The organism is Polaromonas sp. P1_F4 (assembly GCF_056405675.1).
Window position 1 is genome coordinate 208,982 of sequence record NZ_JBFUBP010000007.1, and the last position, 14,711, is coordinate 223,692.

A 14,711-nucleotide genomic window follows, 5' to 3' on the forward strand; every position below is an offset into this window, starting at 1 on the left:
TTCTGGTATGCGCGGTGCGCATCCGGTCCGCAGCAGGTGGCGAACGCTAAGAAACGACCCTAACCGCCAAAGGGGGGGCTGCGGCGGCTGGGCCGTACGCCAGTTCAGGCGGAAGGCGCCTTTGTCTGCTGCCGTTTGGTCAGGTAGGTGCCCAGAGCCACCACAAGCACGGCACCCACAATCCCACCGGCAGTCACCGTATGGTCGCTAACGGCACCAAAATAGCTCACTACCGCGGGATCCGTCAGCAGCATCTCACCCGCCAGAAAGCCCAAAAGAGCTGCGCCGATGGTAATGATGATGGGGAAGCGCTCCATCACCTTGGTCAACAAGGTGGCGCCGAAAATAATCAGCGGGATGCTCACCAGAAGACCCAGTACCAGCAACGGGAGGTTGCCCTTGGCGGCTGCTGCGACTGCCAGAACGTTGTCCAGGCTCATCACAAGATCGGCAATCAGGATGGTGCGGATGGCTGCAGCCATGCCATTGATCTCGTGTCCCTCGCCGTCTTCATCTTCTTCGCCCTTGAGCAGGTCCACGCCAATGTAGACCAGCAGAACCGCACCTATCATCTTCAGGTACGGCAAGCTCAACAGCTGAATGGCCACGATGGTCAGCACGATACGCATCACGATCGCGGCGGCGCTGCCCCAGAAGATCGCCTTGCCGCGCTGCTCGGGTTTGAGTGTGCGCGCAGCCATGGCAATTACCACGGCGTTATCGCCAGACAGCACGATGTTGGCAAGAAGGATGGAGCCGAAAGCACTCCAGAAGAGGGGGGACGCGAGGTCCAGTCCGAAAAACATGGCAGCTCCTGTTATGAATTAAAAAAGCGCCGGGAAGCGCTTTTTTGTTTTGGAGAGTCTAAGCCGCAATAGGCCAATCCCGATTGGTATTACTGCTTACCTGCTTGACCGCGGTCAAGTTTTTAAATCACTTTTTCGTTGGTGGCTTACAGCAGCGCCTTAAGCAATTTGGCCATTTCCGACGGGTTGCGCGTCACGGTGAAGCCGCAAGCCTCCATGATGGCCAGCTTGGCATCCGCCGTGTCGGCGCCACCGGAGATCAGCGCACCCGCGTGACCCATACGCTTGCCGGCAGGGGCAGTCACACCAGCAATGAAGCCAACGATCGGTTTTTTCATATTGGCCTTGCACCACTGGGCGGCTTCGGCTTCATCGGGACCGCCGATTTCGCCGATCATGATGACGGCGTCAGTGTCCGGATCGTCATTGAAGGCTTTCATCACGTCAATGTGCTTGAGGCCATTGATCGGGTCACCGCCGATACCGACAGCACTCGATTGGCCCAGGCCGATTTCGGTCAATTGCGCCACAGCTTCATAGGTCAGCGTGCCGGAGCGGCTGACTACGCCGATACGGCCCTTGCGGTGGATATGGCCGGGCATGATGCCGATCTTGATTTCTTCAGGTGTGATCAGGCCGGGGCAATTGGGGCCCAGCAGCAGGGTTTTCTTGCCGCCGGCAGCTTCCTTGGCTTTCATGCGGTTGCGCACTTCCAGCATGTCCTTGACCGGAATGCCTTCGGTGATGCAGATCGCCAGGTCCAGGTTGGCTTCAACAGCCTCCCAGATGGCGGCGGCAGCGCCTGCGGGCGGCACATAAATCACCGAAACCGTCGCACCCGTGGCCTGAGCCGCTTCGGTCACGTTGGCAAAAATCGGGATGCCTTCGAAGTCTTCGCCGGCTTTCTTCGGATTCACACCGGCCACAAAAGCTTCTTTGCCATTCGCGTAGTCGCGGCACATGCGGGTGTGGAATTGACCGGTTTTGCCGGTGATACCCTGGGTGATGACTTTGGTGTTTTTGTTGATGTAGATGGACATGTTCTTGGCTCCGGGCTTATTTGACAGCAGCGACGATTTTGGTCGCGGCTTCGGCCATGGTGTCTGCGGCGATGATGGGAAGGCCAGAATCGGCCAGCATCTTCTTGCCCAGGTCTTCGTTGGTGCCCTTCATGCGCACGACCAGTGGAACCGAAAGGTTCACGGCCTTGCAGGCGGTGATCACGCCGTCGGCGATGGTGTCGCACTTCATAATGCCGCCGAAGATGTTGACCAGGATGCCTTTGACATCAGGGTTCTTCAGCATGATCTTGAACGCTTCGGTGACTTTTTCAGCCGTTGCGCCGCCGCCCACGTCCAGGAAGTTGGCCGGCTCACCACCGAACAGCTTGATGGTGTCCATGGTCGCCATGGCCAGGCCTGCGCCGTTGACCAGGCAGCCGATGTTGCCGTCCAGGCTGATGTAAGCCAGGTCGAACTTGCTGGCTTCGACTTCGGCCGGGTCTTCTTCGTCCAGATCGCGATAGGCCACGATTTCGGGGTGGCGGAACAGCGCGTTGGCATCGAAATTGAACTTCGCGTCCAGTGCCATGACTTCGCCCTTGCCGTTGCGGTTCAGGGGGTTGATTTCAACCAGCGACGCATCGGTTTCCATGTAGCACTTGTAGAGCTTTTGCAGGATATCGACGGTTTGCGCCACGGAGTCCGCAGGCATGCCGATGCCGGCGGCGATTTCCTTCGCCTGGGCATCCGTCATACCGACCAGCGGATCGACAAACACCTTGATGATTTTTTCAGGGTTGGAATGAGCCACCTCTTCGATGTCCATGCCGCCTTCGCTGGAGGCGATGAAGGCCACCTTTTGCGACTCACGGTCGGTCACGGCCGAAACGTAGTATTCCTTCTGGATGTCGGCGCCGTCTTCAATATAGAGGCGGCGGACTTTCTGGCCTTCAGGGCCGGTCTGGTGCGTTTTCAGCTGCATGCCGAGGATTTCGCCGGCAATGCGCTTGACGTCGTCGATGGTCTTGGCAACTTTCACGCCGCCACCCTTGCCGCGGCCGCCCGCGTGGATCTGGGCCTTGACCACCCACACCGGGCCACCTAGCTTCTGGGCGGCTTCCACCGCTTCCTGCACCGTGAAGGCCGGGATGCCGCGCGGCACTGGCACACCAAAATTGCGCAAGATTTCCTTGCCCTGGTACTCGTGAATTTTCATGAAAGACCTTCAGAATTCAGTAAAAGAGGGGGGTGCAACAGGGATTTGGGCAGAGGAATGGGGTGTCGGAAACAGGCCACACCGGCCCAAAAAACCACGTCGGCGGTCACTGCAGGCAGCAACGCAGAACTGTATCATGGTGCGACGCACAACTCTTGTGCCCGCCTTACACCCCGAAATGGGCCGAAATTGACCTCTGGGGGCCCCAGCCGCCCAATTTTTTTGTACCTGGAAGCTCATGCCTAAAGTATTTATTGACGGCGAAGCCGGCACCACGGGCCTGCAAATCCGCGAGCGGCTGCAAGCCATGCCGCAGATCGAACTCGTCAGCATCGCGCCCGAGCTGCGCAAGGACGCAGCCGCCAAGCGCGCCCTGATGGCGCGGGTGGATATGGTGATCCTGTGCCTGCACGACGACGCGGCACGCGAGTCGGTCGCCATGATTGACAGCTTGACCGGCAAAAAGCCCAAAATCATTGACGCCTCCACGGCTCACCGCACCGTGTCCGGCTGGGTTTATGGCTTTCCCGAACTGACCCAGACCCAGCGCGCCGCCGTGGCCGCTGCCGACCGCGTGGGCAACCCCGGCTGCTACGCCACCGGTGCGATCGCGCTGATCCGCCCGCTGGTTGACGCCGGCATGATCCCGGCCGACTTCCCGTTGAGCCTTCCCGCCGTGAGCGGTTACTCCGGCGGCGGCCGGCAGATGATTGAAGACTACGAAGCCGGGACCGCTCCCCTGTTTGAACTTTACGGCTTGGGCCTGAAACACAAGCACCTGCCCGAAATCATGAAATACACAGGGCTCACACGCCGCCCGGTGTTCATTCCGTCGGTAGGCAACTTCAAGCAGGGCATGCTGGTGCAATTGCCGCTGCACCTTGACTTGCTGCCCGGCAAACCAACCGGGGCGCAGTTGCAGGACATACTGGCCAAACACTATGCCGGCAGCGAATGGGTAACCGCGGAGGCCGCGCCCGAGTCAGGCAAGCTGGATGCGCTGGCGCTGAACGACACCAACAAGATGGAGTTGCGCGTGTTTGCCAATGAAGAGTACCGCCATGCGGTGCTGGTGGCGCGGCTGGACAACCTGGGCAAGGGCGCATCCGGCGCTGCAGTACAAAACCTGAAGCTGATGCTGAGCTTGTAAGCTCAGTCCTGGTCAGCCTGCGACACCACGCGGCGGATCACATCCCCGCCAAAACCGCGCGCAGCCAGAAAACGCATCTGTTTCGCACGGCTGGCGGCATCGGACGCAGGCCCCTCAAATTTCTTGCTCCAGATATCGCGGGCGCGTTCAAGTTCGCTGCCCTTCAGGCTGTTCATCGCTCCCGCCACGAGATCGGCACTCAGCCCCTTAGTCAGCAGCTCGTGCTTGATGCGCGCTGCGCCAAATCTGGCCGCACGCCGGTTGATCACCGACTCCACCACGCGCGCTTCACTGATGAAGTCCTTGGCCTGCAGGTCATCGAGCACCTGGGCCAACTGGCCCGGTGTTTCTTCATGCGGGGCCAGCTTGCGTTCGAGTTCGGCGCGTGAATGTTCGCGCGCGGCCAGGTAACGCAATGCGCGGCCCTTGAGGGAAAGGCCAAAACCCGCACGGCGGGCGGGTTTGGCGGAGGAGCTGTCTGCCGGGTTTTCCATGTCAAAGGATCCAGCCAGGTTGAGATGCAAGCGCTACTCTTTTGATAGCTGCTTGCGCCCGTTCCGATTGGTCTGTCGCCTTATTTGGCATTCAAAAAACAGGCTCAGGCGGCTACTTTGGCGGGTTTTTCGGGTTTTTCGGCCTTGGCAGCCTTTTCAGCCGGTGCTGGCTCGGTACCGGCCGCGGCTTGCACCAGCGGAATACCCAGCGATTCGCGCACCTTGTTTTCGATCTCGATGGCGAGTTCGGGGTTTTCTTTCAGGAACTCACGCGAGTTGTCGCGGCCCTGGCCAATCTTTTCACCGTTGAAGGCATACCAGGCGCCGGCTTTTTCGACGATGTGGCCGGCCACACCCAGGTCCAGCACTTCGCCCAGACGGCTGATGCCCTCGCCGTAGAGGATGTCGAACTCCGCCGTCTTGAACGGCGAGGCCACCTTGTTCTTGACCACCTTGACCCGGGTTTCGTTGCCGATCACCTCTTCACCCTTCTTGATGGAGCCGATGCGGCGGATGTCCAGGCGCACCGAGGCGTAGAACTTCAGTGCATTGCCACCGGTGGTGGTTTCGGGCGAGCCGAACATCACGCCGATCTTCATGCGGATCTGGTTGATGAAGATGACCATGCAGTTGGCCTTCTTGATGGTGGCGGTGAGCTTGCGCAGCGCCTGGCTCATCAGGCGGGCCTGCAGGCCGGGCAGCGAGTCGCCCATTTCGCCTTCAAGCTCTGCCTTGGGCGTGAGTGCCGCCACCGAGTCCACCACGATCAAATCGACCGCGCCGGAGCGGGTGAGCGAGTCAACGATTTCAAGCGCCTGCTCACCGGTGTCGGGCTGGCTGATCAGGAGGTCTTGCAGGTTGACACCCAGTTTTTGCGCGTACTGGATGTCCAGGGCGTGCTCGGCATCGACAAAGGCGCAGGTGCCGCCCAGTTTTTGCATTTCGGCGATGACCTGCAGGGTCAGCGTGGTTTTGCCCGACGACTCCGGGCCGTAGATTTCAACCACACGGCCGCGCGGCAGGCCGCCGACGCCCAGGGCGATGTCCAGGCCCAGGGAGCCGGTGGAAACGACCTGGATGTCCTCGATCACCTCACCGTCGCCCAGCTTCATGATGGTGCCTTTGCCGAACTGCTTTTCGATCTGGGCCAGGGCGGCTTGCAGGGCCTTGGCCTTTTCGGTGTTCAGGGCGGCGCTTTGTACAGGGTTTTGGGCGGGGTTCAGTTTGCTGGTCAGTTCCATGAAAAACTCCTTGAAAATCAATGATATAAAACTTTTTGCTTTGATTTCCAGTCTCTGCTTTTAATCACAGCGCTGGATGCATGACCAGTACTTTATGGGCACCATTGAAATAAGTAAACCCTATTTTTAGTCAGTTTGCCTGATCAATTGGGTTACCATGATTTCATGGCTGAAACGCCCATTTCCCCGCCCCTGTCCAGCCCCTTTGGCGCCACCGAAGCAAGCTGGCGGCAGACCCACTTCGGCCGGCTGATGGGCCACGCGCTGCGCCGCTTCGACGAGCGCGTGCTGTCGCTGATGGCCAGCAGCATCGAGGTACCGCTGGCGCTGTCCAACCTCGCGGCGCGCAATCAGGTCGGCGCTGCGCATATCCACATCACACGCCACCTGGCCGTGGGCGGCTCGCGCCTGACGGACCTCGCGCAAAGCGCCGGCATGAGCAAGCAGGCCATGGGCGACCTCGTCGACCAATGCGAAGCCTGGGGTTTGGTGACGCGCCAGCCCGACCCGCACGACAAACGCGCCCGCCAGGTGCTGTTCACCGAATCAGGCCTGCTCTGGCTGGAAGCCTTTCACCGGGCGGTCCGGCAAGCCGAGGATGAGTTCCGCCAGGCTGTGGGGCATGATGTGGCCACGGTGGTGGCGCTAGGGCTGGAAGCGTATGCTGGGGCATAACGAAACGGCCCAGAGCAGATCTGCATACCCAACCAGCAGGGGCCGCGGAACCGGCTTAGCCGGGCCGCAGGCGCAGCGGCCCCCTCGGGGGGCAGGAAGCTACACGAAGTGAGCGACCGTGGGGGCCCTGTTCCAGCCTAAAATTTGCCGAACAAGTAAAACTGGCCCACAGCCCCTTAATGCGGACCAATCCCCCGGAGACAACCATGCGTATCCTGATTGCCGAAGATGACCAGGTCCTGGCCGACGGCCTGCTGCGCACTTTGCGCGCCTCCGGTGCGGCAGCCGACCACGTGGCCAGCGGCACCGAAGCCGACGCCGCGCTGCTCACCAACACAGAATTCGATCTGCTGATCCTGGATCTGGGCTTGCCGCGCATGCACGGGCTGGAAGTGCTCAAGCGCCTGCGTGCACGCGGCTCGGCCATGCCGGTGCTGATCCTGACCGCCGCCGACAGCGTGGAAGAACGCGTCAAGGGCCTGGACTACGGCGCCGACGACTACATGGCCAAACCGTTTTCGCTGCAAGAGCTGGAAGCCCGTGTGCGTGCGCTGATCCGCCGCGGCATGGGCGGCGCCAGCAGCACCATCAAGCACGGCCCGCTGGTGTACGACCAGGCCGGACGCGTGGCCACCATTGACGGCCAGATGCTGGAGCTGTCGGCGCGCGAACTCGGCTTGCTCGAAGTGCTGCTGCAACGCGCCGGCCGCCTCGTCAGCAAGGACCAGCTGGTGGAACGCCTCTGCGAATGGGGCGAAGAAGTCAGCAACAACGCGATCGAGGTGTACATCCACCGGCTGCGCAAGAAGATTGAAAAAGGCCCGGTGCGGATCGCAACAGTTCGCGGCCTGGGTTACTGCCTCGAAAAAATACCAAATTGATGAGCCCCCACGGTTGCTCACTGCGTGTAGCGCCCTGCCCCCCGAGGGGGCCGCTGCGCCTGCGGCCCGGCAAAGCCGGTTCCGCGGCCCCTGCTGGCATGAAGAGCATGCGCGCCGGACGGACGTCCCGCACGCTTCTTGACCTGTGGCTCTGAGACTCTTCCAGCGCGAGCGCCGAAGCCTTTTCGGCGAGATCCTCGACTGGATGCTCACGCCGTTGCTGCTGCTGTGGCCGATCAGCCTGGCGCTGACCTGGCTGGTGGCGCAGAACATCGCGGGCAAGCCGTTTGACCGTGCGCTTGAATACAACGTGCAGGCACTGGCCAAGCTGGTGGCGGTCAAAAACAACCAGGTGCAATTCAACCTGACGGCGCCGGCGCGCGAGATCCTGCGCGCCGATGACACCGATCTGGTCTATTACCAGGTCGTGGGCACGCAAGGCGAACTGCTCAGCGGCGAGCACGATCTGCCCCTGCCGCCCGATGAAGACAAGCCCACCAACGGCGAGGTGCGGCTGCGCGAAGACCTGATCCAGGGCGAAGATGTGCGCGTGGCCTACACCTGGCTCAAGGTCGAAGTCAAAGCCCCGGCGCCGACAGGCAAGGCGGCTGCGCCGCGCAGCGATAAGGGCGCTGGTGCACCCGAAGCCGTGTCCGCCCAGATGGTGCTGGTGCAAGTGGCCGAGACACTGGAAAAGCGCAAGACCCTGGCCACTGAAATCGTCAAGGGCACCATGGTGCCACAGTTCGTAACGCTACCGCTGGCCGTACTGCTGGTGTGGCTGGCACTGGTGCGCGGCATCAAGCCGCTGGCCCAGCTTGAAAAGCGCATCCGCGCACGCAAGTCCGACGACATGAGCCCGCTCGATGAAACCGCGGTGCCGGAAGAGGTAGCACCGCTGGTGTCCTCCATCAACGATTTGCTGAGCCGGCTCAAGGTCTCACTGACCACGCAGAAGCGCTTTCTCGCCGATGCCGCGCATCAGTTGAAGACACCGCTGGCGGGCCTGCGCATGCAGGCCGACCTGGCGCAGCGCGAAACCGATGCCGACGAACTCAAAAAATCGCTCAAGCACATCGGCCGCGCCAGCATACGCGCCACCCACACCGTCAACCAGCTGCTGGCGCTGGCGCGCGCCGAAACCACGGGCCGCAGCCTCGCCAAGCTGCACATCGACCTGGTGCACATCGTGTCGGAAGTGATGGCCGACTCGGTCCCCCGCGCCCTTGAAAAACAGATCGACCTCGGCTACGACGGGCCCGCCGCCGGCGAGCAGGCGACGCAGCTGGAAGGCAACCCGACCCTGCTCAAGGAGCTGGTGCGCAACCTGCTGGACAACGCCATCAACTACACGCCCGAAAAAGGACAGGTCACGCTGCGGCTCATGACCGACCGCTTCAGCGGCGTGCTGGTGCTGCTGGTGGAAGACTCCGGGCCGGGCATTCTGGAGTCGGAGCGCGAGCTGGTGTTCCAGCCGTTCTACCGAACGCTGGGCACCAACGTCGACGGCTCCGGCCTGGGCCTGGCCATCGTGCTGGAAATCGCCAAGCAGCATGGCGCCACCATCACCATTGAAGATGCGGCCCTGCCGGGCCACCCACAGACACCGGGCACACGCGTCACGGTGCGTTTTGTCGGCATGGATTTGCCTGACGGCCAGTAGTAGCCTGTGCCTGCGCCGATGCCCTTGAACGCCGGGAATCCATAAATAAAATGGGCCTGCAAATCATACAAAACGGGCGCGAACAGCTCCTGAAATGATAGCAAATCAGGGTTTGGCAGGCGGCCACTTGTCGTAAAGCTTCACACCGATGCACTCGCCCCACAGCTCGATTTGCGCGGGCGTTCCGGCATGCAGCTGGTTGGCGCTGCCGCCGCGCACATAACCCAGCGCCACGCAGGCGCCGGCCAGCGGGCTCCAGCCGACCGACGAGATTTCGCCCACCGTTTGCCCGCCCATCACAATCGCTTCCCCGCCCCAGGCAAAGACGTCCGGCGTGTCAAACACCAGCGTGACCAGCTTTTTGCGCAGGGCCAGCCCCTGTGAATTGAGCAACGCGGCCTTGCCGATGAAGTCAGCGGGCTTGTCGAGCCTCACACTGAAGGCCAGCCCGGCCTCCCACGGCGTTTCGTCCGGGCCAAGCTCTGCGCCCCAGGCGCGCCGGCCCTGTTCGATGCGAAGCGCATCCAGCGCGTAGTAACCCGCATCGCGAATGCCCAGCGCCTTGCCGGCCTCCATCAGTGCCAGGTACACATGGCGCGCCATTTCGATCGGCGTGTACAGCTCAAAGCCCGGCCCGCCCACATAACTCATGCGGGCGGCGCGCACGCGGGCAAAGCCGACGTCGATGTCCTTCATCCATGAGAACTTCAGCGCTTCGGGCGACAGGTCGTCCGGGCTAACGAGCGCCAGCAGCTCGCGCGCCTTCGGCCCCATCACCGACAGCACCGAGTACATCGTCGACACATCGGTCAACACGGCATGTTCCGCTTCGCCGATATGCCGCGTGATCCAGTCGAAGTCCCTTACCGTTTGCGCAGATCCGGTGATGATGAGGAACTGATTCGCGGCCTGCCTCATCACGGTCAAGTCACTTTCAAAACCGCCGCGCTCATTGAGCATGGCGGTGTAGACCATCTTGCCGACAGCCACGTCCATCTCGTTGGCGCACAGGCGCTGCAGCACGGCCAGCGCATCGCAGCCCTGCAACAGGTATTTGGAGAACGAGGTCTGGTCGTAGAGCGCCACGGTTTCGCGCGTGGCCTTTTGCTCTTCAATCATCCAGGGTAGCCAGACCGGTTTATCGAGGGAGTATTCCGGGCGCGCCTGCCCCTCCGGCCTGAAATAGCTTGCACGCTCCCAGCCATTCTTGCTGCCGAACTCCGCGCCTCTGGCGGCCAGGATGTCGTACAGCGGCGAAGTCCGCAACGGCCGCGCCGTTTCCAGTTCCTGACGCGGCCAGCGCATGGCGTAGTGCAGACCCAGAGTCTCGCCGGTGCGTTCCGCCAGGGCCTTGCGGTTGCCGGTGAAGCTGCCGAAACGGCGTATGTCCACGTCCCACAAATCGGTGCTGGGCTCGCCACCCACAATCCATTCAGCCATGAGCCGGCCCGCACCGCCGCTGTTGGCGATGCCGGCGGAGTTGAAACCCGCGCAGACAAAGTAGTTGCGCAACTCGGGCGCCTCGCCGAGGATGAAGTTGCCGTCGGGCGTAAAACTCTCCGGCCCGTTGAGCAGCATCTTGACTTCAGCCGTCTCCAGGCACGGCGTGCGGTGCATCGCCGCAGTCATCAGCGGCTCGAACTGGTCCCAGTCTTCGTCGAGCAGCTCGAACTGGAAGGTCGCCGGAATAGGGTCCATCTTCCAGGGCTTGGCCTGGGGTTCAAAGCCGCCCATCACCAGTCCGCCGACTTCTTCCTTGTAGTAGATGTAGCCGTCCGGGTCGCGCATGACCGGCAGCATGGGGTGCACACCCGGAATCTTGCCGGTGACGATGTAGAAATGCTCGGCCGAATACAGCGGCACATTCACGCCCGCGAGTTTGCCGAACTGCCGCGCCCACTGGCCGGCGCAATTGACGAGGACTTCGCAGCGCACATCGCCCTGCGCAGTCTTCACGCCCACGGCCTTGCCGTTTTCAATGATGACGCCGGTCACCTCGATGCCTTCAACCATCTTCACGCCGCGGTTGCGCGCGCCCCTGGCCAGCGACATGCACAGGTCTGCCGGATTGGCCTTGCCGTCGCCCGGCAGCCAGATCGCGCCCTGCAAATCGTCTGTGCGCATGATGGGGTATTTCTCGCCGGCTTCCTGCGGCGAGATCTCATGGCATTCCACGCCAAAGCTGTTGGCCATGGCGACCTGCTTTTTGAGCACCTTCATGCGCTCGGGCGTGCGCGCCACGTTGACGCTGCCGCATTGTTTCCACCCGGTGGCCAGGCCCGTTTCGGCCTCAAGCGAGGCATACAACTCGATGCCGTACTTGCTCATCTGCGTCATGTTGCGGTTGGGCCGCATCTGGCCGACCAGGCCGGCCGCGTGCCAGGTGGTGCCGCTGGTGAGCTTGCCCTGCTCGAGCAGCAGCACGTCGGTCTTGCCCATTTTGGCCAGGTGGTAAGCCACGGAACACCCGGCGATGCCGCCACCCACAATGACGATCTGCGCTTGAGTCGGGATATTCATGCGTGCAATCCTCTACGGTATGAAATCAGCGGCTGCCGCGGAACCGGCTTTGCCGGGCCGCAGGCTGCGCCCCCTTGAGGGGGAGGCGCCGAAGGCGCTTTGGGGGAGAACTCATATCTAGGCTAACCGTATGGCCATGACGCCGCCGACGATGGCGCAGGTGCCGATGAATCGGCGCACGGTAAAAACTTCTTTCAATAGCCAGCAACCCAGCAGCACCGCGAACAGCACCGAGGTTTCGCGCAGCGCCGCGACAGTGGCTACCGGCGCGCGCGTCATGGCCCATAACGCAATGCCGTAGGAGCCCAGCGAGGCCAGCGCGCCGCCCGTGGCCACCGGCCAGCGATGCAGCGCATAGTGGCCCATGGCGCGCCCCCGCCGCGCCATCATCAGCAGGCCGAATGGCCAGCCATCAAACAGGAAGAGAGCCGCAACGTATTGCAACGCGTTTCCTGAAGCGCGCACGCCCAGCCCATCGACGACGGTGTAGACGGCAATGATGACGGCGTTGGCCAGCGCAAAACCGACGGCCTTGGGCGCATGCAGGGCGTGGCGGCTCAGGCCCAGTACCAGCACGCCGCAGCAAATACCCAGGATGCCTGCCCAAGCCAGCGGCGTGAGCGTTTCACCGAGAGTGAAGCTGGCTGACAACGCCACCAGCAACGGCGCCACGCCGCGCATCAGCGGGTAGGTCAAGCCCAGGTCGCCATGCTGGTAGGCGCGCGTGGTGGCAATGTAGTAGCCGATGTGAATCAGTACCGATGCGCCGATGAATGGCCAGGCCTCAGCCCGCGGCCAGCCAACCAGCAGCACCAGCGGCAACGCCAGCACAGAGCCAATGAGGTGAATGACCGCCATGTCCAGCGCTTTGTCGGCACTGGACTTCACCAGGGCATTCCAGCCTGCATGCAGCAGCGCGCCAAACAGCACAGCGCCCAGCACCGGCCAGGTCAGCGCAAGAATTTCAGGCGGCAAGCGAGGGCTCTGCGGCGGGAAGGGTGCAGCGCCTGGCCCGTGCCAGGTAGTGCGCCAGGGGCGGCGTAGCCTTGTGCGCATCTTTCGCGAGATCGTCCCAGAGGCGCAGCTTCACCGCATCCCCGGCACCGGGCTGCGCGATGAAGCGCGCCGCTTCTTCAGCGGAAAAGATGCCGCCCTGCAGCTGCAGACTGCGCTTGGAGTCCACCGAAAGGCTTGAATGGTAGCCGCGCCGGGCTGCGCACAGATAGCGCTTGGCGTCCACATGCAGCTTGATGGCGTCCAGCACTTCGTCGGGGAAAAGACCCCGCAAAAAAGGCAGTGCGCGGTACTGATGCACGTCGTCCACACCACGCAGCGACGGCGTTTCGCCCAAGTCATGCAACAGGTGCCCCAGGTCATGCAACAGCGCCGCGGTCACCAGCGCATCGCTCGCGCCTTCGGCTTCGCCGAGTGCCGCAGTCTGCAGCGCGTGCTGCAATTGCGTCACGGGCTCGCCGCTGTATTGTTCGCCGCCGCGCTCCTTGAAGAGGTGTTCGATGTCGTCAAAGTTCAGCATGTAGATTCCTCACAGGTCAGGCATTCCAGGGGAGCGAGTAGGTCTTGAGGTTGGTGAAACTCTTGATCGCTTCCTGCACGCCCTCTTTATAGCCCAGGCCTGAGTCCTTGATGCCGCCGAAGGGCGTGAGCTCCAGGCGATACCCAGGCACCTCGCGCACATTGACGGTGCCGACATGCAGCTCGCTGACAAACCGGTTGATGTAGTCCAGGCGGTTGGTGCAGACGGCGCTTGAAAGGCCATAAGCCGTACCGTTCGAAATCTGGATGGCTTCGTCGATGTTTTTGAAACGTATGACCGGAGAGACGGGCCCGAAGGTCTCCTCGCGCGCCACCGTCATCTGCGGCAACACATGGTCCAGCAGCGTAGGTGAATAAAGCGCGCCGCGCCTGTGGTTGCCAGCCAGCAATTTCGCGCCCTGCGCCACCGCTTCATTCACACGCGACTCAAACAGCATGGCTGCCGGTTCATCAATCACCGTGCCCATGTCGTTGGCCTTGTCGGCCGGGTCGCCGTGTTTCCAGGCCAGGGTCTTGGCCAGCACCTGCTCCACAAATTCGCCGGCCACCGCCTCATGCACCATGAGCCGCTTGATGGCCGTGCAGCGCTGGCCCGAATTCTTATAAGAACCCTGCACGGCCAGCGTGGAGGCCTCGTTGAGATCGGCATCCTCCATCACGATGATGGGGTCGTTGCCGCCCAGCTCCAGCACCACGCGCCGGTAACCGGCCTTGCCTGCAATGTACTTTCCGATGGCCACGCCACCCGTAAATGTCACCAGGTCGACCAGCGGATTGGTGATCAATTCGTCCGCAATCTCGCGCGGGTCGCCCGTTATCACGCTGAGCATCTCGGGCGGCAGGCCCGCTTCGTACAGGATGTCGGCGAACAGGAGGGCCGAGAAAGGCACCTTCTCGGAGGGCTTGAGCACCATGCGGTTATTGGTCGCAATGCTGGGCACCACCTTGTGCGCCACCTGGTTCATCGGGTGGTTGAAAGGCGTGATGGCGGTGATCACGCCCAGGAGCGGGGAGCGGTGCGTGTAGACGCGGCGCTTCTTTCCATGCGGCGTGAGGTCGCAGCTGAAGATCTGGCCGTCGTCCTTGAGCACCTCGGTTGCACCGAAGAGCAACACGTCACTGACACGGCCTGCTTCGTAGATGGAGTCCTTCAGGCACAGCCCTGCCTCCGCCGTGATGAGATTCGCGACCTCCATCAACCGCGACTGGACGATGGCCGCCGCACGGTTGAGGATGGCTGCGCGTTCATAGCGACTCAGCTGGGGCTTGCAGGCGTGCGCCTTGGCGAAAGTCTCACGGACTTCTTCAAGCGTGGCCTTGGGCACGCTCCCCAGCAGCTTGGCCGTGTACGGATCGAACACCTCGATGGCACGGTCACCGGTCCGGCCGGTGCCAACCTTGCGGCCAGCCAGTCGCATGGCATTGAGCTGATGGTCGCGGATGTACTGGTCAATCACTCTGCGGCTTTCAGGACAGGGTATGTGCGGACATGTTTCTTGCGTTTTGTTGC

General features: G+C 62.2%; 13 protein-coding genes. 4 read left to right on the plus strand and 9 right to left on the minus strand.

The genetic code is table 11. The annotated features are described in order from the left end of the window. Nucleotides 1-104: 104 nt before the first annotated feature. The 3 genes from AC1DYQ_RS15790 to sucC form a co-directional block, all read right to left on the minus strand. Nucleotides 105-806 (minus strand): TerC family protein, encoded by a 702-nt coding sequence (locus AC1DYQ_RS15790; RefSeq protein ID WP_457282071.1) that lies wholly within the window; start codon nt 804-806, stop codon nt 105-107. Nucleotides 807-952: 146 nt separating this feature from the next. After that, nucleotides 953-1,846 carry a succinate--CoA ligase subunit alpha gene (sucD, locus tag AC1DYQ_RS15795; RefSeq protein ID WP_477687549.1) on the minus strand — a complete coding sequence of 298 codons (894 nt, stop codon included), beginning with the start codon at nt 1,844-1,846 and terminating at the stop codon, nt 953-955. Between the two features lie 16 nt (nt 1,847-1,862). Beyond that, the gene (sucC, locus tag AC1DYQ_RS15800) at nt 1,863-3,023 is read right to left on the minus strand and encodes an ADP-forming succinate--CoA ligase subunit beta (RefSeq protein WP_477687550.1); all 1,161 of its coding nucleotides are present in this window, start codon (nt 3,021-3,023) and stop codon (nt 1,863-1,865) included. A gap of 238 nt (nt 3,024-3,261) precedes the next feature. Between sucC and argC the strand changes: the two genes are divergently transcribed. Further along, the gene (gene argC, locus AC1DYQ_RS15805) at nt 3,262-4,173 is read left to right on the plus strand and encodes an N-acetyl-gamma-glutamyl-phosphate reductase (RefSeq protein ID WP_477687551.1); all 912 of its coding nucleotides are present in this window, start codon (nt 3,262-3,264) and stop codon (nt 4,171-4,173) included. Nucleotides 4,174-4,175: 2 nt separating this feature from the next. Here the strand turns inward: argC and recX are convergent, their stop codons facing one another. After that, nucleotides 4,176-4,667: a recombination regulator RecX gene (gene recX / locus AC1DYQ_RS15810; RefSeq protein ID WP_477687552.1), complete on the minus strand. Its 492-nt coding sequence runs from the start codon at nt 4,665-4,667 to the stop codon at nt 4,176-4,178. Nucleotides 4,668-4,771: 104 nt separating this feature from the next. Next, a complete protein-coding gene (recA, locus tag AC1DYQ_RS15815) occupies nt 4,772-5,908 on the minus strand; it encodes a recombinase RecA (protein ID WP_477687553.1) in 1,137 nt (378 codons plus the stop codon). Between the two features lie 165 nt (nt 5,909-6,073). Here recA and AC1DYQ_RS15820 point away from each other — a divergent pair, with 165 nt between their 5' ends. The 3 genes from AC1DYQ_RS15820 to AC1DYQ_RS15830 all read left to right on the plus strand — a co-directional run bounded on the left by AC1DYQ_RS15820 (nt 6,074) and on the right by AC1DYQ_RS15830 (nt 9,127). Next, entirely contained in the window at nt 6,074-6,583 is a 510-nt protein-coding gene (locus AC1DYQ_RS15820) for a MarR family winged helix-turn-helix transcriptional regulator (protein WP_477687554.1), read from the plus strand. A gap of 206 nt (nt 6,584-6,789) precedes the next feature. Continuing rightward, the gene (locus tag AC1DYQ_RS15825; protein ID WP_477670586.1) at nt 6,790-7,464 is read left to right on the plus strand and encodes a response regulator; all 675 of its coding nucleotides are present in this window, start codon (nt 6,790-6,792) and stop codon (nt 7,462-7,464) included. 151 nt (nt 7,465-7,615) lie between these two features. Then, entirely contained in the window at nt 7,616-9,127 is a 1,512-nt protein-coding gene (locus AC1DYQ_RS15830; RefSeq protein WP_477687601.1) for a sensor histidine kinase N-terminal domain-containing protein, read from the plus strand. 105 nt (nt 9,128-9,232) lie between these two features. On the opposite strand, the gene AC1DYQ_RS15835 is transcribed toward AC1DYQ_RS15830, so the two are convergent. From AC1DYQ_RS15835 to phnY, 4 genes are all read right to left on the minus strand, one after another. Further along, the gene (locus tag AC1DYQ_RS15835) at nt 9,233-11,647 is read right to left on the minus strand and encodes a GcvT family protein (RefSeq protein WP_477687555.1); all 2,415 of its coding nucleotides are present in this window, start codon (nt 11,645-11,647) and stop codon (nt 9,233-9,235) included. 117 nt (nt 11,648-11,764) lie between these two features. Next, a complete protein-coding gene (locus AC1DYQ_RS15840) occupies nt 11,765-12,622 on the minus strand; it encodes an EamA family transporter (RefSeq protein WP_477687556.1) in 858 nt (285 codons plus the stop codon). Beyond that, a complete protein-coding gene (locus AC1DYQ_RS15845; protein ID WP_477687557.1) occupies nt 12,612-13,181 on the minus strand; it encodes a phosphonate degradation HD-domain oxygenase in 570 nt (189 codons plus the stop codon). Before AC1DYQ_RS15845 ends, AC1DYQ_RS15840 begins: the two co-directional genes overlap by 11 nt. A gap of 16 nt (nt 13,182-13,197) precedes the next feature. Next, entirely contained in the window at nt 13,198-14,619 is a 1,422-nt protein-coding gene (gene phnY, locus AC1DYQ_RS15850) for a phosphonoacetaldehyde dehydrogenase (protein WP_477687602.1), read from the minus strand. Nucleotides 14,620-14,711: the final 92 nt, after the last annotated feature.

Bases quoted from the DNA above. Each gene is read 5' to 3' on its own strand.
- sucC (WP_477687550.1), bottom strand. From the start codon at position 3,023: ATGAAAATTCACGAGTACCAGGGCAAGGAAATCTTGCGCAATTTTGGT.
- AC1DYQ_RS15825 (WP_477670586.1), top strand. From the start codon at position 6,790: ATGCGTATCCTGATTGCCGAAGATGACCAGGTCCTGGCCGACGGCCTG.
- AC1DYQ_RS15845 (WP_477687557.1), bottom strand. From the start codon at position 13,181: ATGCTGAACTTTGACGACATCGAACACCTCTTCAAGGAGCGCGGCGGC.
- sucD (WP_477687549.1), bottom strand. From the start codon at position 1,846: ATGTCCATCTACATCAACAAAAACACCAAAGTCATCACCCAGGGTATC.
- AC1DYQ_RS15835 (WP_477687555.1), bottom strand. From the start codon at position 11,647: ATGAATATCCCGACTCAAGCGCAGATCGTCATTGTGGGTGGCGGCATC.
- AC1DYQ_RS15790 (WP_457282071.1), bottom strand. From the start codon at position 806: ATGTTTTTCGGACTGGACCTCGCGTCCCCCCTCTTCTGGAGTGCTTTC.
- phnY (WP_477687602.1), bottom strand. From the start codon at position 14,619: ATGCGACTGGCTGGCCGCAAGGTTGGCACCGGCCGGACCGGTGACCGT.
- AC1DYQ_RS15820 (WP_477687554.1), top strand. From the start codon at position 6,074: ATGGCTGAAACGCCCATTTCCCCGCCCCTGTCCAGCCCCTTTGGCGCC.
- recA (WP_477687553.1), bottom strand. From the start codon at position 5,908: ATGGAACTGACCAGCAAACTGAACCCCGCCCAAAACCCTGTACAAAGC.
- recX (WP_477687552.1), bottom strand. From the start codon at position 4,667: ATGGAAAACCCGGCAGACAGCTCCTCCGCCAAACCCGCCCGCCGTGCG.
- argC (WP_477687551.1), top strand. From the start codon at position 3,262: ATGCCTAAAGTATTTATTGACGGCGAAGCCGGCACCACGGGCCTGCAA.